A 22,315-nucleotide genomic window follows, 5' to 3' on the forward strand; every position below is an offset into this window, starting at 1 on the left:
CGGTAGCGTGAAACGAGAACCGCCCGGGAGACCGGGCGGTTTTTTCATGCGCCATCCGCGCATGGCATGGATCTACGGGTGGGTGCCGATCGTTGGTCGGCACGATCCTTCCGGGCCATGAACCCCGGCATCGTCCATCCACGCATGGCGTGGATCTACTGGCAGTCATCGCGGCGCGACGTACCCGCCCGGCACGCCTTCCGGCGACAGCACCAGCTGCCACAGCTGCGCGTGCCGGCAGCGGAAAGTCGCCATCGACCCGGCCAGGTAGAAACGCCACATGCGCCGGAAGTGCTCGTCATAGCGCGCATCCAGTCGCGGCCAGGCCGCTTCCACGTTGCGCCGCCACGCCTGCAGGGTCAGGTCGTAATCGGTGCCGAAGTTGTGCCAGTCCTCCAGCACGAAGCGACCTTCGAATGCCTTGCTGATCTGCACCGCCGACGGCAGCATCGAGTTCGGGAAGATGTAGCGCGCGATCCATGGATCGGTACGATGCCGCGAGATGTTGGTGCCGATGGTATGCAGCAGCAGCAACCCGCGTGGCGAGAGGCAGCGCCTGGCCACCTCGAAGAAACTGGAATAGTTCTTGTCACCGACGTGCTCGAACATGCCGATCGAGAAGATCGCATCGAACGGCTCGTCCAGTTCGCGGTAGTCCTGCAGGCGGATCTCGATCGGCAGCCCGACGCACAGCTCACGGGCGAACTCGGCCTGCTCTTTCGAGATGGTCACGCCGACGCCGCTGACACCGTAGCGCTCGGCCGCGAACTTCAGTGCCTCCCCCCAACCGCAGCCGATGTCCAGCACGCGCTGGCCCGGACGCAGGCCCAGCTTGCGGCAGACCAGGTCGAGCTTGGCCTCCTGCGCGGCGTCAAGATCATCGGCAGTGCGCCAGTAGCCGCAGCTGTAGACCAGGCGCGTTCCGAGCATGGCCTGGTACAGGTCATTGCCGAGGTCGTAATGGCGACGACCGACCTCGTAGCTGCCCTGCCCGGCCTGCAGGTTGAACAGGCGCGCCTTCAGCGCATCGGCCACTTCGCGCCAGCCATGCACCCGTTCGTCCAGGTGCGCCTGCATCAGATGGACGAGGAAGTCGTCCAGGACGTTGGCATCCCACCAGCCGTCCATGTAGCTCTCGCCGAGGCCGAGCGAGCCGTGCGCCATGACCCGCGCGAAGAAGCGCGGATCATGCACCTGGATGTCCTGTGGCTGGGTGCCGCCGATGCGGACCCCGGCTTCCTGCAGCAGGCCGGCGACCCGCTCCTGCAACCCTGTATCCACGCCACCTCCTCGACTGCGGTCAACCGCGTGCGAACAGCTCCACGTAGTCCTTGGCCACGTGCGGCAACAGCACCGCCGCCGGTACATCGGCGGTCTGCGTGCCGTCCGAGTATGGACCCACCTGGTAGGGCGGGAAAACAAAGCGCAGCGCGGTGATCTGCCCCTTGTCGTCGGTCAGCGGCTGGAACTGGCTGAAATTGTCGGCCTGCGGGCCGGTACCGTCGGCAATCATGCGCGATGCGTTGCGCAGCGATTCCTGCAGCTGGGCCGGGTCCATGTCCTCGCCGCTGAGGCGGGTGGCCACGCGCTCGCGCAGCTGGTCGGCGACGAAATCGCTGATGGCCTTCCAGCCCTTGGCATCGGCCACCAGCTTTTCGGCGCTGAGCATCTGCTGGTGCTGCGGCAGCCACACGAAGCGTGCCACCAGTGGCTCACCGTGGGCGCCTCCGGTATAGCGGCTGCCATCGGCACTGACCACCACCAGCTGCGGGGTCTCCAGCAGCTTCTCGAAGCTCAGCGACAGCTCGTAGGGCATGGTCGGCTTGTCGTTGCCGAGCCCGTCCAGTGCCTGCTGCAGGTCGCTGCGGGCGCTGGTCGCATAGTCCTGCAGCGCGCGTGCCAGGCCCGGATAACGGTCGATGCCGGCCGGGTAGCTGATGCCCACCACTTCGCGCTCGTTGTTCTCGATCACGTCGCGCAGATCCAGCGGCGCTTCCGTGGCGGGTGTCTCGCCCGCGACCGGGGCCTCGGCGGCGGGGGCCGCGTCGGTCGCCGGTGCCGGCTCGCTCTCACGCTGGCAACCGGCCAGCAACAGCACGCCCACCACGCCGGCCAGCACGCTGCCGCGCAATGGCCGGTTGTTTCCAATCTTCATCGGGATCCCCTGTTCATGTTTGTACATCATCGCCTGCCATGGCTGAAGCGTGGCCCGCCGGCATCAGCCGACGAGCAGGTCGTGATATTCCTCGTGCCGCTGCAGGAAGGCCTCGGCATACGAACACGCCGGCACCACCTTGTATTTCTGCTCGCGGGCGAAACGCAGCGCGACGCGGGTCAGCTCACCGGCAATGCCGCGGCCGGCGATCGGCTCGGGCACTTCGGTGTGGGTGATGACCATGCGCCTGCGCTTGATCTGGTAATCGAGCACCGCCAGCTGTCCTCGGACACGGGCGGTGAAGCGATGGCTGGCCAGGTCGTGTTCGACCTCGTAGGCCAGACCGGGGGGCGTGACCGAAGCCATGGAACTGTCTCCTGCGGCGACTGCGTGGATGGTGCGCAGCCGGGCGCCATGATCGCGTGAAGCCTGAACAGGGGCAAGTGCGGTCCATTCACGTCAGTTTTCGACCCTCAAGCTGGAGGGCGGGCGGCCGCTATCGCCTGTGGAGGGGTACGGCCAGGCTGGCACGGCCCTTGCGACCGTAGACCATGCGCATCACCGCGGAGGCCCCGATGCACCCCAGCGATCCCCATTCCGATACCGACCGTGCCCTGCTGGAGGGCCTGCTGCAGCTGGCAGTGGAAGGGCAGACCGAAGACCAGGATTTCCAGCGCATCGGCGAGGAAGTGTTCGCCCGCCTGCTGGACACCTACGGGCAGCAGACCACGGCCTGAACCGGCCGGGGCGGATCGCTGCCGATCCGCCCCCGTTGCCACCCTCAACCGCCGCCGAGGCGGAAGGTCGGGTTGGAGAGTTCGCGCAGGAAGTGGTTGAAGATGCTCGGCTGCATGGCCAGCATGAAGATCACGCCAAACGCCGCGCCGGCCAGGTGTGCGCTGTGGTTGATGCGATCACCACCGCGCTTGTCCATCCAGATGCTGTAGCCGACGTAGAACGCGGCATAGATGATGGCCGGCGCCGGGATGAAGAACACCAGGATGATCGACCACGGCTTGATCAGGATGAAGGCGAACAGCACCGCCGACACCGCCCCGGATGCACCGAGGCTGAGGTAGTTCGGGTTCTTCTGGTTCTTCAGGTAGCTGGGCAGGATCGAGACCAGCAACGCGCCGATATAGAACGCCGGATAGGTCAGGTAGCTGCCGGTCAGCTCCACCATCACGCTCTCGATGAATCCCCCGAAGAAGAACAGGGTGATCATGTTGAAGATCAGGTGCGACCAGTCGGCGTGGATGAAGCCATAGGTCACCAGCCGGTCGTACTGGCGATGGCGGTCCACGGCGGGCGGCCACAGGATCAGGCGGTCGGCCAGCTTGCGGTTGTTGAACGCCATCCACGAAAGGATGGCGGTGATGGCGATCAACAGCAGATTGACGGGGGTCATGTCAGGCTCAGGCGCTACGGTAGTTGTCGACCATACGATAGCGTTTCGCGTACCAACCGAAGGCCAACGCCGCGATGAAGGCGAAGCCGGCGAAGAAGAACATCAGGAACGCCGCCTCGCTCAGGCCGGTCCCGGCGATCTGGTGGGTCACCGTGTCGTTGCGCACCGCGGCGTTGGACAGCAGCACCCACAGGTTGCCGATGGTGGTGGTCAGGTTCCAGAAGCTCATCACCACGCCCTTCATCGCCTGCGGCGCCTGGCTGTAGGCGAACTCCAGGCCGGTGGCCGAGACCAGTACCTCACCGAAGGTCAGCAGCGCGTACGGCAGGATCTGCCAGAAGATCGACATGGCATTGCCGCCGTCCATCACCACCTGGATGCCACCGATGACGATCCAGGCCAGGCCGCTGAAGGCGATACCGGCGGTCATGCGGCGCAGCGCGGTCGGCTCGAAGCCGAAGCGGCGCAGCGCCGGGTACAGCACCAGGTTGTTGAAGGGAATCAGGATCATCACCAGCAGCGGGTTCAATGCCTGCATCTGCGAGGCGGTGAACCAGCTCGGCATCTGCATCTGCTGGCCCTGCAGGACCCACGTCGAGGCCTTCTGGTCGAACAGCGAGAAGAACGGCGTGGTCAGCGCGAAGATCACCAGCACGCGCAGCACCGAGCGCACGCCTTCCACGGCTTCGGCCGGATGCTGGCCGCGGGCACGGTCCAGCTGCAGCCAGGTGCCGCCGCCGATGCCGGCCAGGATGGCGACCAGCGCAAGGCACAGGCAGATGACGATGCCCAACGAACCGACCAGCCCGAACGAGGCCACGGCCAGCACCAGGCCGAGCGCGGCGATCACCAGGCCCGGACGGCCCTGCCCGGCAACGCGCGCGGTCAGCGCGGTACGCACCACGTTGGCGAACGAATGCGGGTCCTTCGGCGGCAGCGGCACCAGCACGTAGCGCTTGCGGCCCAGCCAGAACACGAAGGTGGCCACGAACATCAGGATGCCCGGGATGCCGAACGCCCACTGCGGGCCCCAGTTCTTCAGCACCAGCGGGATCAGCAGCGAGGCGAACAGCGAGCCGAAGTTGATGATCCAGTAGAAGGCGTCGAAGACGATCTTGGCCAGGTGCTTGTTGCTCTGGTCGAACTGGTCACCCATGAATGAGGCCACCAGCGGCTTGATGCCACCGGCGCCGAGCGCGATCAGGCCGAGGCCAAGGAAGAAGCCTTCGCGGCTGTTCTCGAACAGCGCCAGGCACAGGTGGCCGGCGCAGTAGACCAGGCTGAACCAGAGGATGGTGTGGTACTTGCCGAAGAATTTGTCGGCCAGCCAGCCACCGAGCAGCGGGAAGAAATACACGCCGATCATGAAGCTGTGCATGATGTCCTTGGCTTCACCGGCACGGCCTTCCGCCGTGATTTCCTGCAGCAGCAGCGAGGTGATCAGGAACTGCACCAGGATGTTGCGCATCCCGTAGAAACTGAACCGTTCGCAGGCCTCATTGCCGATGATGTACGGAATCTGGCGCGGCATCCTTCCCTGGCCGGCGATGGGGGCAACTGCGTCGTGGCTCATCCTGTAAGGCATTCCTGCAAAGCGAAAGGCGCAAGGTTACCGGAACCAGGCCTCGCGAAGCACGCTGCAGGGCTGCATGACAACGGTGCCAATCCATGGCAGGCGCTCCTGGCTGTGCCGGAAGTCACGGCACCTGCACGACAAAAGCGTAAACTTATCGTTATGCGCCCCCTCGCCTACGCCCGACTCCTGCTCAGCTGCCTGCTGCTGTTGCCGGCGTTGCAGGCCCAGGCGCGACCGCAGGCGCCGGCCTCGGCCAGCAGCGAGGGCGAGCCCCGGCAACTGACCGTGGCCGCACTGGAACTGCCCAGCCGCGACGATGCGCAATGGAAGCAGCGCCGCGAGCAGGTCGCACAACTGTTGACCGACCTGCAACCGGACGTGATCTCGGTGCAGCAGGTGCTGCAGCAGCAGGGCCGCAATCCGGCCTGCTGGCTGGCCAGCCGGCTGCGCTACAGCTGCGACTTCGTCACCGCCGATCCGCCCAGCCAGCCGCTGCGGCATGGCAATGCCATGCTGACCCGGCTGCCGGTCAATGAGGACGGCGTCACCCTGCTGCATCCACCCGGCACGTTCAGCGCGGCCGGCATGATGCGGCTGAAGCTGGGCCAGGCGCTGGTCAACATCTACGTGGCGCGGCTGCGCCCGGAGCCGGACGAGGCCACCGCGCGCCAGCACCAGACCAACGACCTGATGACCTGGATCGGCGCCACCGCCGAGGGCATGCCGAGCCTGATCGCCGGCGACTTCTCGGCCTCCACCGTGGAACTGGTGCGCAGCACGCCCGGCTTCCAGCCGGCCCGGCGCAATCCTGGCGGCCGCCCGGAACCACCAGCGGCCAGTGGCGGTGGAGCCACCGGCCATGGCCTGGACGTGCTGTTCCAGGTCAAGCATTTCGGCGGCATCCGCCAGCAACCGATCCTGCTGCCGGCCGATGGCGACCTGCCCGGCCTGCGCCTGGGCGTGATGGCAACCCTGCGCCTGCAGGGCGATACGGCCACCGCCGAATAGGTAGTGCCGGCCGCTGGCCGGCTCCTCATCAATCCATCCGGATATGCCAGCAGCCGGCCAGCGGCCGGCACTACCCGCATCCGCAACCGCCATCCCGAAACAGAAAAGGCCGGCTTTCGCCGGCCTTTTCGTTCACCACGCCGCGGCGTGGATCATTCCGATTCCCACCACATCCAGAAGCTGTCCCACAGGCGCTTGAAGAAGCCGGCCTGCTCGACGGCGGCTACGGCCACCAGCGGTGCTTCGGCGATGACCTTGCCATCCAGGGTGACCTTCACGGTACCGACCTGCTGGCCGGCGGTGAACGGTGCCTCCAGGGTCTTGGGCACATCGATGCTCGGCTTCAGATCGTTGTAGCGGCCGCGCGGCACGCTGACCAGCATCGGCTGGGCCACGCCCAGCTGCACCTTGTCGGTGGTGCCCTTCCAGACCTTGTGCTCGGCCACGGCCTTGCCCGGCTCGTACAGGCGGTGGGTCTCGAAGAAGCGGAAGCCCCAGTTCAGCAGGGCCAGGCTGTCATCGGCGCGCTGCTTTTCCGACGCGCCACCCAGCACCACGGCGATCAGGCGCTGGTCACCGCGCTGGGCCGAGCTCATCAGGCAGTAACCGGCCTCGGAGGTGTGGCCGGTCTTGATGCCGTCGACGCTGCCATCGCGCCACAGCAGCAGGTTGCGGTTCGGCTGCTTGATGTTGCCGACCTGGAATTCCTTGATCTTGTTGTACGCGTAGGTTTCCGGGTAGTCGCGCACCATCGCGCGGCCCAGCAGCGCCAGGTCGTAGGCGGTGCTGTGGTGGCCCTGCGCGGTCAGGCCGTGGGCGTTGACGAAGTGCGAGTCCTTCATGCCGATCTTGGCGGCGTAGCTGTTCATCAGCGACGCAAAGGCTTCTTCGCTGCCGGCCACGTGCTCGGCCAGGGCGATCGCGGCGTCGTTGCCGGACTGGATCGCCATGCCCTTTTCCATGTCTTCCAGGCGTGCGGTCTGGTTGACCGGGAAGCCGCTGTAGCTGCCATCGGTACCGGCGCCACCTTCGCGCCAGGCGCGCTCGCTCATCATCACCTGGTCATCCGCACGGACCTTGCCGTTCTTGACCTCGGCGGCGATCACGTAGGACGTCATCACCTTGGTGATGCTGGCCGGGGCCAGCTGCTCGTGGACGTTTTCGCCGGCCAGCACCTGGCCGGTGGCGTAGTCCATCAGCACCCAGGCCTTGGACACGCTCGGCGCCGGGGCCGGCGGAGTGGCGACAGTGGCCGGGGCAGCAGCGGCGGCGGCAGGCGCCGGCGTGGCCGGAGTCGGCAGCGGCGTCTGGGCGGAAGCCAGGCCCACCACCAGGGTGGCGGCCAGGGCAGTGGCGGCGGAACGGAAATTCATTGGACAGCAGGCTCCAGGGGACGGCCGGGAATGGAGGGTGGAACGTAACGGCCATTGTAAGGCCGGGGGAGCACGGGCCGGCAGCACCGGCCCGGGCGGTTCAATCCTTGACGATCTGCGGCGAACCCAGGCCCAGACCGGCGATGCGGCCGACAAGTTCGGCGGCACTGGCATGGTCGCTGGCGGGTACGCGCAGGCGGAACAGGGTGCGGCCACCGGCCGCGATGTCGCTGATGGTGGCGCCGACGATGCCTGCGGCATTGAGCTGGCCCATCGCGCGGTTGGCGTTGTCGCGGTTGGAGAAGCTGGCGACCTGCACCATCACTGCGCCGACCACCTGCTGCGACAGGCTGGGCACCGTCGGGGCGGGACGTACCGGGGCCGGCGCAGCCGCACGCGGTGCCGCGCTGGCCACTGCAACCGGTGCCGGTGCGGTGCTGCGCACCGGCAGTGCGCTCGGCGGCAGGCTGCTGACCGCCACGTCCGGCGCGGTGCTGGCTACGCCCTGGGTGGTGGCCGGCTGGCCGCGTGCCGGCATGCCGTCGGCCGGCAGACGCTGGACCAGGCGATCGATGTCGCTGTCGGCGGCGACCCGCGCCGCCGGTGCCGGTCGTGCACTGGCCACGGCGGTAGCGGCGGCTGCTTCGGCGGCGCGGCGCTCGCGACGCGACGGCTTCTGCGCCAGCAGGTTGCTCTCGCCCGGCTGCAGTGCGCGCACTTCGACATTGCCGGTGCCGCGCTGGGTGATGCCCAGGCGCACGGCGGCGGCATAGCTCAGGTCAACCACGCGGCCATCATGGAACGGGCCACGGTCGTTGACGCGCACGATCACCGACTCGCCGTTGTCGAGGTTGGTCACGCGGGCGAAGCTGGGCAGTGGCAGCGTCTTGTGCGCGGCGGTGAACTGGTACATGTCGTAGACCTCACGGTTGGAGGTCAGGCGGCCATGGAACTTGGCGCCGTAGTACGACGCGGTGCCGCGCTCGACGTAGTTGCGGGTGTCGTCAAGCACGTTGTACGACTTGCCCAGCACCACGTACGGCGACTTGTTGCCGATCGCCGAGCGTTCCTCGGCGGTCACTTCCGGCTCGGGAATGCAGGCCACGTTGGGAATGTAGTCCGGCGTGCTGTCGCGCACGCCCGGTTTGTACAGGCCACCGGCGGTGTAGTTGCCGCGGGTGCTCAGGTCTTCCTTGGCCGCCGCGTACGGGGAACCGTCTGGGCAATGCGCCGGGCGCGATCCGCGGCCCTGCACCAGCGTGCCGCTGGACTTGCCACCATGGCCGGCCGTGGCCGGCTTCTTCGGCGCGCTGCTGCAGGCCGCCAGCGCGAGGACGATCAAGCCTGGGGCCAACCATCTGATGTTCATGCCGGGGGCAGCTCCTGTCCGGCGATGGCCTGGGACAACTGGAACACGGCCATCGCGTACATCTTCGAGAGGTTGTAGCGGGTGATCGCGTAGTAGTTCTGGAAGCCCAGCCAGTACTGCTTGCCGGTGCTGCCTTCAAGCGTGATCGGGGTAGCGGTGGCACCGGGCTGCACCGGCGCGCTCGGCTGGTAGCCACGCTGCGCCAGGTCGGCCAGCGACCAGGTGGGCATCCACTCGGTCGGGTTGAACGCCTCGCGCCCCGGCGCCAGCGTGGCCGGCACGGCGACCTGGCCGCCACGCACCCAGCCGCCCTTCTTCACGAAGTAGTTGGCGATGGACGAGAACACGTCGTCATAGCTGTTGAACAGGTCACGGCGGCCATCGCCGTTGCCGTCCACCGCGTAATCGAGATAGCTGGACGGCATGAACTGGCCCATGCCCATCGCACCGGCATAGCTGCCCTTGAGCGTGGTGATGTCCAGCTTCTCTTCGCGGCCCAGCTCGAACAGCTTGGCCAGTTCGTCGCGGAAGAACAGCTCGCGGCGCACTTCGCGTTCCAGCTTGGCCGGGTCGCCGCTACGCGGGTAGTAGAACGCCAGCGTGTACAGCGCATCCAGCACGCGATGGCTGCCGGCATTCTTGCCGTAACTGGTTTCCACGCCGATGATCGCCACGATCACTTCGGCCGGCACGCCAGTACGCTGCTGCACGCGATCAAGCTCGGCGCGATGCTGCGCCAGGAACGCGCGGCCACCATCGATGCGCGCCTTGCTGATGAACATCGGCCGGTACTCGTTCCACGGCTTGACCCGTTCGGCCGGGCGCGACATGGCGGCGATGATCGGCTGGCGCACCTGCGCCTGGTCGAGCACGCTGCTGATCTGCTCCGGCTTCAGGCCATAGCGCTTGGCGGTATCGGCAATGAAGCGGGCCCGCGCGACCTCGAACGGCACCGGGGTGAGATCGACCGGTGGTGCGGTGGCCGCAGTGGCTTCGGGCGCGGCCTCGGCCGGGCCATGGGCCTTGCTGGCGGGCTGGCGCGGCGTACTGCTGGCCTGGGGCGAAGACGGTGGGGACTTCGGCTGGGTCGCGCAGGCGACCAGGCCGAGGGTGAGCATGCAGGCCAGAGTGCGTCGAATCATCGTCGCAGGTTAGCAGGTCATGGATGAATTAAAACCCCTAACACCATGAATCACAACGATTTGCCCGCGTTCAGCGGGAAATGTGAAGACGTCGTGATCGACCCACCCCATTCAGATAGAGGTTGCCGGTTGCGCCCCCATCCCCGCAGACGCAACCGGCGACCGGATCCGGTCGGTACCTTGCGCGGCTGCCGCTCCCCAGTGGCAGTACCCCGCGCTCCCTGTACCCGTTGGATCAGTACTGCTTCCCGCCCGACGCCCCCTCGCGCTGCAACGATTGACGGCGCGCCGTGCCGAACGGGCCGCCATTGTGCAGGCCGATTACGACAAGTCCATTGATCAGGATCAACGCAGCGTAAAAGTGTGAACCGGATAACATTTTTTATGGACTTCGGTCAGTGGCAATGCAGCTGCGGACTGCTGTGAGAACGCTTCCACAAGGGACGTTGCGCAGAGTCAGGAAATTTCCAGCCAACGGCTCAGCCCCTCGTGGGTGGGGTTGGTCGCTGAAAGCAAAAGCTGCGAGTGGGTCGGTCGGGTCGGGTACGCGGGGGACGCCGTGAATCCGTCCCTGGAGGCTTGGCAGCCGCATCCATGCGGCTGACTGATCTGGCTCCCTGAAAACGGACGCCATGAAGCCGTGTCAGGCGGCAGCCCGGAGCTGCCGGGCGTAGTTGTTAGGAGAGTGGTAGCCCAGCGCCGAGTGTAGCCGGGCTGGATTGTAGAAGCCGTGGATGTAAGCAGCGATGGACTGGCTGGCTTGTTCCTTACTGGCGTAAGGCTCGGCAGCCTCTTCTGTCTTGAGCGTCGCAAAGAAGCTCTCGGCCAAGGCGTTGTCCCAGCAATTGCCAGGCCGGCTCATGCTTTGGACCACGTCATGGGACTGCAGCAGCTGGCGAAACTCGTTCCCCCAGTACTGCCCGCCACGATCGGAATGGAAGATCAGGCCAGGTCGTTGTGGATGCAGAGCCCAGGCATTGGCAAATGCTTTCACTACCAGTTCTTCAGTCAAGCGCTTGGAAACGCTGTAGCCCAGCACCTGCCGGGTCTGGACGCTGATGACCACGGCCAGATGCAGCCATCCCTGGCGGGTGGGGACATACGTGATATCCCCGACCCACGCCGTCGGTCCGGTTCCGGGGGCAAATTGCCGATCCAGCAGGTTGGGGGCGAGCTGAGATGAGCCGCCGGAGGATTTGGGCCGGAATCGGCCTTTGGTCTTGCCCTGGATTCGCTCCTCGGCCATTAACCGTGCCACGCGCTTGTGGCCGACTAGATGATTCCTGGCTCGTAAGGCCCTGACCAGCCGACGCCGCCCATAACTGCGTTTGCTGGCCACATGGATGGCCCGAAGCTCGGTACGAAGGGCCGAATCGACATCGCACGTTTGGGCACACTGGCGGCGCAGGTAGTCATGGAATCCAGAGACAGAAACCCCGAGAAGCCGACACAGCAACCTGGTCGGGTAGCGAGTCCTTTGACTGGCGACGAAGGCGTACCTCACTTGGACTCTCTGGCAAAGAACGCCGCCGCTTTTTTTAGGATTTCCCGCTCCATCTTCAGATTGGCGTTCTCGGCCCGAAGGCGGCTGATCTCGCTTTCCAGATCAGTGGCCGGCCTGCGGGCCTCAGAGGTCAACGACCGGCCAGCACGGACCGCGTCAATCCAATTTGCCAGCGTTTTGACGGACATTTCCAATTGGCGGGCCGCTGCGGCTGGGCCGAGCGACTCGGCCAGCTCCACGGCTTGGTGCTTGAACTCATCGGTGTAGCTACGACGGGTGATACGGGACATAAGGGACCTCCCAGTGCGATCAAAGTATCGCTTCTTGGCGTCCGCCCACGGGGAGCCAGATCACACACCCCCGCGTACCCAACCCGACCGCCCTCTGACAGATTTCGGTGGCCTGCCACCCACGGAGAAGAAAAGAAGATCAAAAGCGGGTCGCGCGCTGCGCTTGCTTGTGAGCCGAGCATGGCTCGGCTCTACACAAGGCAATGAAGCGATCCGCCAGGCCGCTTTTGCTTTTGATCTTCTTTTTCTTTTTCGTGGGTGGACGCGCCCGAAAACTGTCAGGGGGCGGGCGCGGTGGGTCCGCGGGACCGTTGGCGCCATGGATGGCGCCATCGAGCCCCCAGGGACGGGTTTACGGCGTGTCCCGCGAACCCACCGCGCCCGCCCCAATTACATGACCCGCGTTACGCGCCCACCCACGAGGGGCTGTGCCGTTGGCTGGAATCCCTATCCCCCGTGCACCGGCCGGTGCCCGCGCACCGCCATCACCAACCCGATACCGGCCAACAGCGAAACCGCCGATGTCCCGCCATAGCTGATCAACGGCATCGGTATGCCCACCACCGGCAGCAGGCCGGAAATCATTCCACCGTTCACCAGGACATAGACGAAGAACGCCAGCCCCAGGCTGCCGGCCAGCAACCGTGCGTGCGTGTCGCGTGCGTGCACCGCGATCCACAGGCAGCGCCCGACCACGAACAGGTAAAGCGCAAACACCGTCGCCACGCCGATCCAGCCGAACTCTTCGGCCAACACTGAAAACGCGAAGTCGGTCGTGTATTCGGGCAGGAAATCCAGCGTGGCCTGCGTGCCCTGCCCCCAGCCGCGGCCCTGCCATCCACCGGAACCGATCGCGATGCGCGACTGCAGGATGTTCCAGCCGGTGCCGAGCGGGTCCGCCGCCGGGTCGAGGAAGGTCAGCACGCGGTCCTTCTGGTACTGCCGCAGCAGGCCGAACCACGCCAGCGGTGCGGCCAGCGCCAGCCCGGTCGCGCCAGTGGCGACCCAGCCCCAATGCAGGCCGGCCAGCAACAACGCAAACACGCCGCTGGCGGTGACCAGCGTGGCGGTGCCCAGGTTGGGCTGCATCAGGATCAGTACCGCGGGAACTCCGATCAGCACCGCGGCGGTCAGCACCGTGCGTGGCGACGGTGGCAGCGGCTGCCGGTGCAGGTACCAGGCCATCATCAGCGGCAGGCTGAGCTTGAGCAGCTCGGACGGCTGCAGGTAGAACACACCCAGGTTGAGCCAGCGCTGCCCGTACTTGCCGGTACCGATCACGTACACCGCCATCAGCGGCAGCATCGACAGCGCATACAACGCCGGTGTCCACGCGCGCAGGCGCAGCAGCGTAACCCGCGACAGCAGCCACATTGCCAGCAGGCCACCGGCAAAGCGCGCGGCCTGCCCGGCCACCGGGCCGGACACGCTGTGCAGCACCGCCAGGCCGGCGCCCATCAGGATCAACAGCGCAACCAGCAACGGCAGGTCGATCGTGCGCACTGCCTCACGGCAGCCGCCAAACAGTCGTTTCCATTCCACGCGGGTACGCTAGCAATGCGCGCTTGCGCGAAGCTGTCATGCGGCAGCTGCATTTGTAGAGTCGAGCCGTGCTCGACTGCCTTTCATGCAGCAACAGAAGCAGTCGAGCAAGCTCGACTCTACGAAGGCGGCGGAGCCGGGCTCAGCCGTAGCCGCCGTGTACCGGGTTGTGGCTGCGCACTGCCATCACCAGCCCGAAGCCGGCCAGCAGCGATACCGCCGAGGTGCCGCCGTAGCTGATCAGTGGCATCGGCACGCCCACCACCGGCAGCAGGCCGGAAATCATCCCGCCGTTGACCAGCACGTACACGAAGAACGCCAGGCCGGTGGCACCGGCCAGCAGCCGCGAATAGGAATCGCGCGACTGGCTGGCAATCCACAGGCAGCGCCCGATCACCACCAGGTACAGCGCCAGCACGGTGGCAACGCCGATCCAGCCGAATTCCTCGCTCAGCACCGAGAACGCGAAGTCGGTGGTCTGCTCGGGAATGAAGTTCAGGTGCGACTGCGAGCCCTCGCCCCAGCCCTTGCCGTCGAAGCCGCCGGAACCGATCGCGATCTTCGACTGGATGATGTTCCAGCCCGCGCCCAGCGCATCCATCTCCGGGTCCAGGAACATCATGATGCGGTCCTTCTGGTACGGCCGCAGCAACCAGAACCAGGCCAGCGGCGCGACCGCAGCCACGCCCCCCACGCCCAGGCCGACCCACCACCACGGCAGGCCCGCCAGCAGCAGCACGAACACACCACTGGCAGCGATCAGCACGCCGGTGCCGAAGTCCGGCTGCAGCATCACCAGCCCGGTCGGTACGCCGATGATCACCAGCGCCACCAGCACGGTGTTGAAGCGCGGCGGCAGCGGCATCCGGTGCAGGTACCAGGCCACCATCATCGGCAGGCTGACCTTCAGCAGCTCGGCCGGCTGCAGGTAGAAGAACTTCAGGTCCAGCCACTGCCGTCCGTACTTGCCGGTGCCGAGTACGAACACCGCCAGCAGCGGAATCATCGAGATTGCGTAGATGAGCGGGGTCGCAGAGCGGATGCGCAGGATCGGCACCCGCGAGATGCCCCACAGTGCGGCCATGCCCACCGCGAAACGCGCCCCCTGGGCCATCACCAGGCCGTCGCCACCGGCGCTCTTCAACGTGGCCAGGCCGATTACCATCAACGCGCCCAGCGCCAGGCACAACACCCAGTCCAGCGTGCTGAAGAAGCGGCGCAGCATGTCGCCGGCCCAGCGCAGGAACACCTTCATCGTGCGGGCTCCGCAGAGGTCGGGCGCGGCGTGGCCGGCAGCGCGGCGGCGGCCGGTGTACCCGGCGGCGGTGCCGGAGCCGGCGCGGGTGCCGGTTCGGGCGCGGGCACGCCGACCAGCACCGGGTGCTCGGCCAGCTGCACGGCGGCAAGATCACCCGCCTGGCGCGCGCCGGCATCTTCGTTGTCGAACGCGGTGGCGCCGATGGCGGTGGTACCGCGCTCGCTGTCCAGCGGCTGCATGCCTTCAGGCATCTTGCCCAGCAGATAGGCGTCGAACACCTTGCGTGCGATCGGCGCGGCTGCCGAACCACCATAGCCGCCGCCCTCCACCGCCACCGCGATCGCGATCACCGGGTTGTCGACCGGCGCGAAGCCGACGAACAGCGCGCGGTGGCGCAGGTGCATCGGCAGGCTCTTCGGATTCACGGCGGCTGTGCCCTTGCGGCTGATGACCTGCGCGGTACCGGTCTTGCCGGCCATCACGTACGGCGCACCGACCGCAACACGCCAACCGCTGCCGCCGGGCCGCATGGTCGCCATCATGCCCTCGCGCACGGCCTGCAGGTTGCTGGGGTTGGGGCTGACCGGCTTGATCTCGCCGGGCGACGTCGCCGCCCAGTCGCTGTCGAAGCCGTCGCGCTGCTGGATCACCAGGTGCGGGGTGCGCAACTGGCCGTCGGCCAGCGCGCTGACGCCACGCGCCAGCTGCAGCGGGGTGACCTTCCAGTCGCCCTGGCCGATGCTGATGTTGACCGTATCGCCGGGGTACCAGGCCTCCTTGCGGGTCTTCCGCTTGTAGGCCGGCGACGGCAGGATGCCGCCGATCTCGCCGGTCAGGTCGATGCCGGTCGGCTGGCCAAAGCCGTAGTACTCCATGTAGTGGTCGAAGCGCTCGATGCCCAGGTCCAGCGCCAGCTTGTAGTAGTAGGTATTGACCGACTCGGCGATGGACTTGCGCAGATCGGTCCAGCCGTGGCCGCCGCGGTGGGCGTCACCCCAGCCGCGCGAGGTGCCGGGCAGGTAGAACATGCCGGTGGACAGCACCTTGTCTTCCGGGCGGCGCACGCCCGAATCCAGGCCGGCCAGGCCGATCAGCGGCTTCAACGTGGAACCGGGGGCGACGCCACCGAGCACCAGGCGGTTGAACTGCGGCCGCGACGGGTTCTCGTTCAGCGCCTTGAAGTCGGCATGCGAGATGCCGTTGACGAACAGGTTGGGGTCGTAGGACGGCAGGCTGACCATCGCCAGCACTTCGCCGGTACGCGGGTCCATCGCCACCGCCGAGCCTTCCTGGTCGCCGAAGGCGGCGACCATGGCGCGCTGCAGGTCGGCGTCGATCGACAGCCGCAGGTCGGCACCGGACTGCGCGGCGACGCGGCCGATGGTGCGGATCGCACGGCCCTGCACGTTGGTTTCGACCTGCTCGTAGCCGACCTTGCCGCGCAGCTGCTGCTCGTAATAGCGCTCCAGGCCGGACTTGCCGATGTGGGTCAGCGCCGCATTGCCTTCACCGAGGATCTCCAGATCCTTGTCATCGACGCGGCCGACGTAGCCGATGATGTGCGCGAACAGATCGCCGTAGGGGTAGCGGCGGGTCAGGTAGGGCTCCAGCTCGACGCCGGGGAAGCGCCAGCGGTCGACGGCGAAGCGCGCCATCTCCTCGTCGCTCATGCGCAGCTTCAGCGTGACCGGCAGGAACTTGCGGCGCGCCTTGCGCGACTTGTTGAACGCTTCCAGTTCTTCCGGGCTGATGCTGATGATCTTCGCCAGCCCTTCGAGGGTGGCGTCCATGTCCTTGACCTTGTCCGGGGTCACGTCCAGGCGGAAGGCCGGTACGTTCTCGGCCAGCAGGCGGCCGTTGCGGTCGTAGATCATGCCGCGCCCGGGCACCACCGGCCGCGGCTTGATGCGGTTGGCCTCCGAGCGCGTGGCGTAGACGTCGTGGTCCAGCACCTGCAGCTTGAAGTACCAGCCGCCCAGGCCCAGCAGGCAGACCAGCACGCCCAGGAAACCCAGCGCCGCGCGACGGCGGAACTGTTCGGCTTCGGCGTGCGGGTTCTTGACCTGGCGGCGCGGAATCATGGCTCAGCGCCCGCGCTTGCCGAAGCGCACCGCGTCCAGCAGCACGAACACCAGCGGCCACAGGCCCATGCCCAGCAGCGGCGCCCACCAGTACGACCACGGCAGGGTCGGCTCACCCACCAGGATGTGGACCAGCGCGCTGACGATGCGGTCGTTGAACAGCAGGCCGCCGATGGCCAGCATCTGCTGCGACATCGGGAAGAAGCGGATGCGGGCACGGAAGCGCTGCAGGATGAAGGCCAGCATCACCAGCCGCAGCGCCTGTTCACCGAGCACGCCGCCGTATAGCAGGTCGGCGATCACGCCACTGGCGAAGGCGACGCCCAGGCCGACGCGTTCGGGCGCTTCGATCACCCAGTACGCCAGTACCAGCGCCAGCCAGTACGGGCGCAGCGGCTGCAGCAGCGCCGGCAGCGGCAGCAGGCCCAGCAGCAGCGCCACCACCAGGCTGGCCGGCAGCACCCACGGGTTGTCGCGCAGACGGCTCATCGCTGCGCCTCCGGCGTGATCGGTTGCCGGCCAGCGGCCGGCACTACCGTGGACCTGGCTGGGGGAAAGCCCCCCTCTTGTTGAGGGGGGCGCGCCGAAGGCGTGGGGGTAAGGTGGGATGCGGGGGCAACAGTCCTCGTTTGCAACGAGGGCTGTTGCCGGCCAGCGGCCGGCACTACCGGAGCACTGGCCGGAGCCGGCGTCGTTGTGGCTGGCGCAGGCGCGGTGGCACCCGTGGCCGGGCCGCCCGGCGCGGTGGCTTCCAGCTGCAGGCGCAGTTCCGGCGGAATCCGGATCGCCGCGCCCGGGCGCAGCAGCAGCACGTCGCGGCCGCGGTCGAGCTGGGCCGCCGGCTTCAGTTCGCCGACCAGGAAGGCATGGGTATCGTCCGGACGCAGGGCGGTGATGGTGCCGACCGGGAAGCCGGCCGGGAAGCGGCCACCCAGACCGGAAGTCACGATCTCATCGCCCACTTCCACACCAGCGCTGAGCGGAATGTCGCGCAGTTCCAGTTTGTCGCCGCGGCCGTAGACGATCAGGCGCACGCCGTTGCGGGCCACGGTGACCGGTACCGCGTGGTCGGGGTCGGTCAGCAGCAGCACGGTGGAGGTGCCCCCGGTGACGCTGATCACCTGGCCCATCAGGCCGCCGGCATCGATCACCGCCTGCCCGACATGCACGCCTTCGCGGCTGCCGGCGTCGAGCACCAGCCGCTGCTTCACCGGGTCCAGGTCGATGTCCAGCACCGGTGCCAGCTGCACATCCAGGCCACTGCGCTCGGCCACGTTCAGCAGTTCGCGCAGCTGGGCGTTGTCCAGCGCGGCGGTCTGCAGGCGGGTCAGGCGCGCGTTGGCCAGCAGCAGCTGGTTGCGCAGTTCACGATTCTCGTTGACCAGCTGGCCATGGCTGGCCGCCGAATCCTTGACCTGGTTGCCGAGCTTGCCCGGCAGGCCCGCCAGCGCCCACACCGGCTGCACCAGGCTGTTGGCCTGCCCGCGCAGCTGCGCGAGCCAGCCGGCCTGGTCGTCAAGCACGATCAGGGTGATGGCCAGTGCGAGATAAGCCAGCAGCCGCAACGGGCTGGCGGCATCACCGGATCGGGAAGCGACGGGAGGTCCGGCGTAGGGCGGCACGGCAACGATTCAACTGGCAGAAGGCGGAAGGGAAACACGCGGGCGCCCCGCCGGTGCCGGCCCACCCTCATGGCGGGCCGCACCCCGGAGGGGCGCTGCGGGCGCAGGCAGCCGGGACGGCTTACTCCGGCGCAAAGAACTCGTTGCCGTGCATGTCGACCAGCTCCAGCGCACGGCCACCGCCGCGGGCCACGCAGGTCAGCGGGTCGTCGGCCACCTGCACGTGCAGGCCGGTTTCCTCGGAGATCAGGCGGTCCAGGTCGCGCAGCAGGGCGCCACCACCGGTCAGCACGATGCCGCGCTCGGCGACGTCGGCGCACAGTTCCGGCGGGGTCTGCTCCAGCGCCAGCTTGACCGCGCTGACGATGCCCGACAGCGGCTCGTGCAGGGCCTCGAGCACCTCGTTGGAACTGATCTTGATCATCTTCGGCACGCCCTCGGCGAGGTTGCGGCCGGAGATTTCCATCTCGATCACTTCCGCCTGCGGGTAGGCGCAGCCCAGCTCGACCTTGATGCGCTCGGCGGTGGCTTCACCGATCAGCATGCCGTGGTTGCGGCGCACGTAGTTGGTGATGGACTCGTCGAAGCGGTCGCCGCCGATGCGGACCGACGCCGAATAGACGATGCCGTTGAGCGAGATCACCGCCACTTCGGTGGTGCCGCCGCCGATGTCGATGACCATCGAGCCACGGGCTTCGGTAACCGGCATGCCGGCGCCGATCGCCGCGGCCATCGGCTCTTCGATCAGGAACACGTCACGGGCACCGGCTTCCTCGGCCGATTCCTTGATCGCGCGGCGCTCGACCTGGGTCGAGCCGGCCGGCACGCAGACCAGCACGCGCGGGCTCGGGCGCAGCACGCGCGACTTGTGCACCTTCTTGATGAAGTGCTTGAGCATCGCCTCGGTATAGGTGAAGTCGGCAATGACGCCATCCTTCATCGGGCGGATGGTGGTGATGTGGCCCGGGGTACGGCCCAGCATCTGCTTGGCCTCGGCGCCTACGGCTGCCACCGAACGGGTGCCGCCAATGGCACGGTCCTGACGCACGGCCACGACCGACGGCTCGTTCAGCACGATCCCCTGCCCGCGCACGTAGATGAGGGTGTTGGCCGTGCCCAGGTCGATGGACAGGTCGTTGGAGAACATGCCACGGAGTTTCTTGAACATCTGAGGAAGGAGTCCTGAGGGGTGTCGTGCCCGCCGCGGGATGGCGAAAAAATGGGCAGAAATCGAGGCCGACAAGCCTAGCAACCCGCCTGCCGCCGAGCAAGGAAAAAACTAGCTGAACCCGCGTCTTCACAGGCTTTCGGCCTGATCCGGTCTCACCCGGTTCTGGCCCTGAGCGGCACCAGCGGGTAACCTTTGCGCCGTCGGGCGCCCAAGGGCGCCGTTTGCTTGCCCGCTGAACCGGGCCGGCCCATCCCAAAATTCACCGCATAGGCTTACATCGATGTCCGCTCTGATCTGTGGTTCTCTTGCCTTCGACACCATCATGGTGTTCCCGGACCAGTTCAAGAATCACATCCTGCCGGACAAGGTGCACATCCTGAACGTGTCCTTCCTGGTGCCGCGCATGCGCCGCGAGTTCGGTGGCTGCGCCGGCAACATCGCCTACAACCTGCACCTGCTGGGCGGCCAGCCGATCCCGATGGGCACCGTGGGTTCGGACTTCGGCCCGTACCGCGAATACTTCGAAGGCCTGGGCATCGACCTGTCGCGCGTGCGCGTGATCGATGAGCTGTTCACCCCGCAGGCGTTCATCACCACCGACCACGACAACAACCAGATCACCGCCTTCCATCCGGGCGCGATGATGCGTTCCTACGAGAACCACGTGCGTGGCGTGCCGGGCGTGACCCTGGGCCTGGTCGGCCCGGACGGCCGCGAGGGCATGATCCAGAACGCGCAGGAATTCCACGAAGACGGCATCCCGTTCATCTTCGACCCGGGCCAGGCCATGCCGCTGTTCAACGGCCCGGAGCTGCGTGCCTTCATCGACCAGGCCGACTACGTGGTGGTCAACGACTACGAGTCGAACCTGCTGCAGGAACGCACCGGCTGGGACGAAAAGGAGATCGTCAGCCGGGTCAAGGCCTACATCACCACGCGCGGCCCGAAGGGCGCGGTCATCCACACCCCGGAAAAGAGCTACGACATCCCGCCGGCGCACGAGCGCCGCGTGGTCGACCCGACCGGCTGTGGCGACGCCTTCCGTGCCGGCCTGATCTACGGCATCCAGAAGGGCTACGACTGGCTGACCATCGGCCGCATGGGCAACCTGATGGGCGCGCTGAAGGTCGAGCACCCGGGCACGCAGAACCAGCGCTTCACCTTCGATGAGTTCAACGAGCAGTTCAAGCAGCAATTTGGCTACGCGCTTAGCGCGTAACCAAATTGCCCGCGCATTCCACCTTATCCCCGCGCCTTCGGCGCGCCCCCTTGAACAACAAGGGGGCTTTCCACCCGATGCGCTACCGGGAATGCTGTTGGTAGGTGTCGACCCGGGTCGACACTGCCGGCCAGCGGCCGGCACTACCCCTTCTGCTGCCAGGCGGCCAACAGGTCGCGGCAATCGGCGAAATGCCAGTCGGTGCAGTCCGGCCATGGGTTCTCCGGCAGGTTGACCAGCACGGTGTGGGTGCCCGCAGCGCGGCCGCACTCCAGATCGTAGGCGTGGTCCCCGACCATCACCGCCTGCCCGGCGGAAACGCCCCAGCGCCGCAGGTGTTGCTGCAGGCCATCCGGTGAAGGCTTGGGCACCGCTTCATCGCGGCCGATGATGTCGGCATCGTCGAACAGTTCCCGGACCCCGATCGCCTCCAGCGTCAGCTTCGCCAGCGCGTGGTCGTTGCGGGTCAGGATGCCCAGCCGGCAACCGCCGGCCGCCAGCGCGCGCAGCAGCTTCACCGCGCCCGGCGCCGGCAGCGCGTCCTCGGCCAGCGCGCGCTCGTGATCCAGCAGCCACGCACGCTTGGCCTGCGCCGGTGCGTCCGGTAGCGCGGCGATATGGTCGAGGATGTCTTCCTCGGCGGCGATCTGCAGCGTGCGGCGGATCGCCGCGAAGTCATGCACGGCTACCGTCAGCGTGCCGTCCATGTCGAACACCCAGTGCCGGATCGCGGACAACGCGTGCACTGCGCTGCCCGTTGCGATCATCACTGCCACCACTGCGGCATGCGGCTGGCGTCGACACCGCCGGTTTCGAACACGGCCGTGCGCGTGCCGCCGGCCTTGACCGGGAACTCGATGCTGATCGACTTGCCCTTGCGCGCCAGCTTCCACAGCGCCTTCTGGTCGGTGATGAACATCGCAATGGCTTCATCGGTCTTTGGCCGCCAGGCGGCCATCGACACCGGCTTGCCGTCGTCCACGGTCACTTTCACCGTGCACTGCGGGCAGCGGAAATCGCCGGCCTGCAGCACCAGGTAGGCGTGCCGCTTCCATTCCGGGTGATCGCGGAACACCAGCTGCACCGTCTTGGCGCCACTGCCATCCACGTCCACCCGTTCCTTGCTGTAGATCTGGGCCGAGACCTGGTTGCCCTTGTTGCCCACCGGGATCTGGTTGTACTGCCACAGCGCCTGCATGCGGCGCAGGTCGCGCGCGGCGTCGCCCTTGGCCTTGACCTCGTCGAAGCCGGCGGCGATCCGCTCGGCCGCGGCGGTGTCCTTGTACTGGTCCAGCAGCGAGGCGCCATGCAGGCGCGCGCGTTCCCAGTCCTGCGCGGCCACGGCCATGTCGTACTGCTTGGCGACGTCCTCGGCTTTGGCTTCCTTCTGCGCCTGCACAGCGGCCGCAGCGGCTTCCTGGGCCTTGCGCTCTTCCTCGGGGTTGCTGCAGGCGGCCAGGGCCAGGGTGCAGGCGGTGAGCAGGATCAGTCGTTTCATGCGGAGGTCCTTGGTGTTTTCGCATTCTTGTAGAGTCGAGCCATGCTCGACTGCTGTTGAAGAGCCAGTCGAGCATGGCTCGACTCTACAAAAAAGCGC

General features: G+C 67.0%; 21 protein-coding genes. 3 read left to right on the forward strand and 18 right to left on the reverse strand.

Translation table 11 applies throughout. The features are described from left to right. Positions 1-165: 165 nt before the first annotated feature. The 3 genes from cfa to N5C18_RS02850 are packed head-to-tail and all read right to left on the reverse strand — an operon-like array spanning position 166 to position 2,521. Positions 166-1,281, reverse strand: a complete 1,116-nt coding sequence (cfa, locus tag N5C18_RS02840) for a cyclopropane fatty acyl phospholipid synthase (RefSeq protein WP_053509625.1) — start codon at positions 1,279-1,281, stop codon at positions 166-168. A 19-nt stretch (positions 1,282-1,300) separates the two neighbouring features. After that, on the reverse strand, positions 1,301-2,182 hold the full coding sequence (locus N5C18_RS02845) for a DUF3298 and DUF4163 domain-containing protein (protein WP_053450273.1): 882 nt from the start codon (positions 2,180-2,182) through the stop codon (positions 1,301-1,303). A gap of 36 nt (positions 2,183-2,218) precedes the next feature. Further along, positions 2,219-2,521 carry a GNAT family N-acetyltransferase gene (locus N5C18_RS02850; RefSeq protein ID WP_006377679.1) on the reverse strand — a complete coding sequence of 101 codons (303 nt, stop codon included), beginning with the start codon at positions 2,519-2,521 and terminating at the stop codon, positions 2,219-2,221. Positions 2,522-2,706: 185 nt separating this feature from the next. Here N5C18_RS02850 and N5C18_RS02855 point away from each other — a divergent pair, with 185 nt between their 5' ends. Then, positions 2,707-2,892, forward strand: coding sequence for a hypothetical protein (locus N5C18_RS02855; RefSeq protein ID WP_008264509.1), 186 nt, complete (start codon positions 2,707-2,709; stop codon positions 2,890-2,892). 44 nt (positions 2,893-2,936) lie between these two features. On the opposite strand, the gene N5C18_RS02860 is transcribed toward N5C18_RS02855, so the two are convergent. Both N5C18_RS02860 and N5C18_RS02865 read right to left on the reverse strand, forming a co-directional pair. Continuing rightward, a complete protein-coding gene (locus tag N5C18_RS02860; protein WP_049458513.1) occupies positions 2,937-3,563 on the reverse strand; it encodes a rhomboid family intramembrane serine protease in 627 nt (208 codons plus the stop codon). A gap of 7 nt (positions 3,564-3,570) precedes the next feature. Then, positions 3,571-5,136: an oligopeptide:H+ symporter gene (locus N5C18_RS02865; protein ID WP_279943793.1), complete on the reverse strand. Its 1,566-nt coding sequence runs from the start codon at positions 5,134-5,136 to the stop codon at positions 3,571-3,573. Positions 5,137-5,298: 162 nt separating this feature from the next. Here N5C18_RS02865 and N5C18_RS02870 point away from each other — a divergent pair, with 162 nt between their 5' ends. Further along, positions 5,299-6,147, forward strand: coding sequence for an endonuclease/exonuclease/phosphatase family protein (locus N5C18_RS02870; protein ID WP_279943794.1), 849 nt, complete (start codon positions 5,299-5,301; stop codon positions 6,145-6,147). A 152-nt stretch (positions 6,148-6,299) separates the two neighbouring features. On the opposite strand, the gene N5C18_RS02875 is transcribed toward N5C18_RS02870, so the two are convergent. The 11 genes from N5C18_RS02875 to N5C18_RS02925 form a co-directional block, all read right to left on the reverse strand. Next, positions 6,300-7,520, reverse strand: a complete 1,221-nt coding sequence (locus tag N5C18_RS02875; protein WP_008264856.1) for a D-alanyl-D-alanine carboxypeptidase family protein — start codon at positions 7,518-7,520, stop codon at positions 6,300-6,302. A gap of 100 nt (positions 7,521-7,620) precedes the next feature. Next, positions 7,621-8,889, reverse strand: coding sequence for a septal ring lytic transglycosylase RlpA family protein (locus tag N5C18_RS02880; protein ID WP_053512116.1), 1,269 nt, complete (start codon positions 8,887-8,889; stop codon positions 7,621-7,623). Further along, entirely contained in the window at positions 8,886-10,031 is a 1,146-nt protein-coding gene (mltB, locus tag N5C18_RS02885; protein ID WP_279943795.1) for a lytic murein transglycosylase B, read from the reverse strand. Before mltB ends, N5C18_RS02880 begins: the two co-directional genes overlap by 4 nt. A gap of 643 nt (positions 10,032-10,674) precedes the next feature. Beyond that, positions 10,675-11,535, reverse strand: a complete 861-nt coding sequence (locus tag N5C18_RS02890; RefSeq protein WP_279943796.1) for an IS3 family transposase — start codon at positions 11,533-11,535, stop codon at positions 10,675-10,677. Then, complete coding sequence (locus N5C18_RS02895; RefSeq protein WP_087921478.1) at positions 11,532-11,825, reverse strand: transposase; 294 nt, start codon at positions 11,823-11,825, stop codon at positions 11,532-11,534. The genes N5C18_RS02890 and N5C18_RS02895 overlap by 4 nt, the downstream gene beginning before the upstream one ends. 447 nt (positions 11,826-12,272) lie before the next feature. Further along, on the reverse strand, positions 12,273-13,367 hold the full coding sequence (gene rodA, locus N5C18_RS02900; protein WP_053511902.1) for a rod shape-determining protein RodA: 1,095 nt from the start codon (positions 13,365-13,367) through the stop codon (positions 12,273-12,275). Positions 13,368-13,509: 142 nt separating this feature from the next. Continuing rightward, positions 13,510-14,622 carry a rod shape-determining protein RodA gene (gene rodA, locus N5C18_RS02905; RefSeq protein WP_053511901.1) on the reverse strand — a complete coding sequence of 371 codons (1,113 nt, stop codon included), beginning with the start codon at positions 14,620-14,622 and terminating at the stop codon, positions 13,510-13,512. Then, positions 14,619-16,706: a penicillin-binding protein 2 gene (gene mrdA, locus N5C18_RS02910; protein WP_053511900.1), complete on the reverse strand. Its 2,088-nt coding sequence runs from the start codon at positions 16,704-16,706 to the stop codon at positions 14,619-14,621. The genes rodA (N5C18_RS02905) and mrdA overlap by 4 nt, the downstream gene beginning before the upstream one ends. A 3-nt stretch (positions 16,707-16,709) precedes the next feature. Further along, on the reverse strand, positions 16,710-17,195 hold the full coding sequence (mreD, locus tag N5C18_RS02915; protein ID WP_008265483.1) for a rod shape-determining protein MreD: 486 nt from the start codon (positions 17,193-17,195) through the stop codon (positions 16,710-16,712). Next, entirely contained in the window at positions 17,192-18,328 is a 1,137-nt protein-coding gene (gene mreC / locus N5C18_RS02920; protein ID WP_279943797.1) for a rod shape-determining protein MreC, read from the reverse strand. The genes mreD and mreC overlap by 4 nt, the downstream gene beginning before the upstream one ends. A gap of 121 nt (positions 18,329-18,449) precedes the next feature. Then, complete coding sequence (locus tag N5C18_RS02925; protein WP_005419402.1) at positions 18,450-19,496, reverse strand: rod shape-determining protein; 1,047 nt, start codon at positions 19,494-19,496, stop codon at positions 18,450-18,452. Positions 19,497-19,779: 283 nt separating this feature from the next. Between N5C18_RS02925 and N5C18_RS02930 the strand changes: the two genes are divergently transcribed. Next, positions 19,780-20,718: a carbohydrate kinase family protein gene (locus N5C18_RS02930; RefSeq protein ID WP_019660686.1), complete on the forward strand. Its 939-nt coding sequence runs from the start codon at positions 19,780-19,782 to the stop codon at positions 20,716-20,718. A 143-nt stretch (positions 20,719-20,861) separates the two neighbouring features. Here the strand turns inward: N5C18_RS02930 and N5C18_RS02935 are convergent, their stop codons facing one another. Continuing rightward, positions 20,862-21,485: an HAD family hydrolase gene (locus N5C18_RS02935; RefSeq protein WP_279943798.1), complete on the reverse strand. Its 624-nt coding sequence runs from the start codon at positions 21,483-21,485 to the stop codon at positions 20,862-20,864. Further along, positions 21,485-22,216 carry a hypothetical protein gene (locus N5C18_RS02940; RefSeq protein ID WP_271260994.1) on the reverse strand — a complete coding sequence of 244 codons (732 nt, stop codon included), beginning with the start codon at positions 22,214-22,216 and terminating at the stop codon, positions 21,485-21,487. Before N5C18_RS02940 ends, N5C18_RS02935 begins: the two co-directional genes overlap by 1 nt. Positions 22,217-22,315: the final 99 nt, after the last annotated feature.

The organism is Stenotrophomonas sp. GD03930, from assembly GCF_029839665.1.
Lineage (GTDB): Bacteria > Pseudomonadota > Gammaproteobacteria > Xanthomonadales > Xanthomonadaceae > Stenotrophomonas > Stenotrophomonas forensis.

What these genes read in the sequence shown, in the direction of transcription:
- N5C18_RS02860 (WP_049458513.1), bottom strand. Translation starts at nt 3,563, where the DNA reads ATGACCCCCGTCAATCTGCTGTTGATCGCCATCACCGCCATCCTTTCG.
- mltB (WP_279943795.1), bottom strand. Translation starts at nt 10,031, where the DNA reads ATGATTCGACGCACTCTGGCCTGCATGCTCACCCTCGGCCTGGTCGCC.
- N5C18_RS02880 (WP_053512116.1), bottom strand. Translation starts at nt 8,889, where the DNA reads ATGAACATCAGATGGTTGGCCCCAGGCTTGATCGTCCTCGCGCTGGCG.
- N5C18_RS02845 (WP_053450273.1), bottom strand. Translation starts at nt 2,182, where the DNA reads ATGTACAAACATGAACAGGGGATCCCGATGAAGATTGGAAACAACCGG.
- mrdA (WP_053511900.1), bottom strand. Translation starts at nt 16,706, where the DNA reads ATGATTCCGCGCCGCCAGGTCAAGAACCCGCACGCCGAAGCCGAACAG.
- N5C18_RS02935 (WP_279943798.1), bottom strand. Translation starts at nt 21,485, where the DNA reads ATGATCGCAACGGGCAGCGCAGTGCACGCGTTGTCCGCGATCCGGCAC.
- N5C18_RS02865 (WP_279943793.1), bottom strand. Translation starts at nt 5,136, where the DNA reads ATGAGCCACGACGCAGTTGCCCCCATCGCCGGCCAGGGAAGGATGCCG.
- N5C18_RS02895 (WP_087921478.1), bottom strand. Translation starts at nt 11,825, where the DNA reads ATGTCCCGTATCACCCGTCGTAGCTACACCGATGAGTTCAAGCACCAA.
- N5C18_RS02875 (WP_008264856.1), bottom strand. Translation starts at nt 7,520, where the DNA reads ATGAATTTCCGTTCCGCCGCCACTGCCCTGGCCGCCACCCTGGTGGTG.
- N5C18_RS02850 (WP_006377679.1), bottom strand. Translation starts at nt 2,521, where the DNA reads ATGGCTTCGGTCACGCCCCCCGGTCTGGCCTACGAGGTCGAACACGAC.
- N5C18_RS02930 (WP_019660686.1), top strand. Translation starts at nt 19,780, where the DNA reads ATGTCCGCTCTGATCTGTGGTTCTCTTGCCTTCGACACCATCATGGTG.
- N5C18_RS02925 (WP_005419402.1), bottom strand. Translation starts at nt 19,496, where the DNA reads ATGTTCAAGAAACTCCGTGGCATGTTCTCCAACGACCTGTCCATCGAC.
- N5C18_RS02855 (WP_008264509.1), top strand. Translation starts at nt 2,707, where the DNA reads ATGCGCATCACCGCGGAGGCCCCGATGCACCCCAGCGATCCCCATTCC.
- N5C18_RS02940 (WP_271260994.1), bottom strand. Translation starts at nt 22,216, where the DNA reads ATGAAACGACTGATCCTGCTCACCGCCTGCACCCTGGCCCTGGCCGCC.
- N5C18_RS02870 (WP_279943794.1), top strand. Translation starts at nt 5,299, where the DNA reads ATGCGCCCCCTCGCCTACGCCCGACTCCTGCTCAGCTGCCTGCTGCTG.
- rodA (WP_053511901.1), bottom strand. Translation starts at nt 14,622, where the DNA reads ATGAAGGTGTTCCTGCGCTGGGCCGGCGACATGCTGCGCCGCTTCTTC.
- mreD (WP_008265483.1), bottom strand. Translation starts at nt 17,195, where the DNA reads ATGAGCCGTCTGCGCGACAACCCGTGGGTGCTGCCGGCCAGCCTGGTG.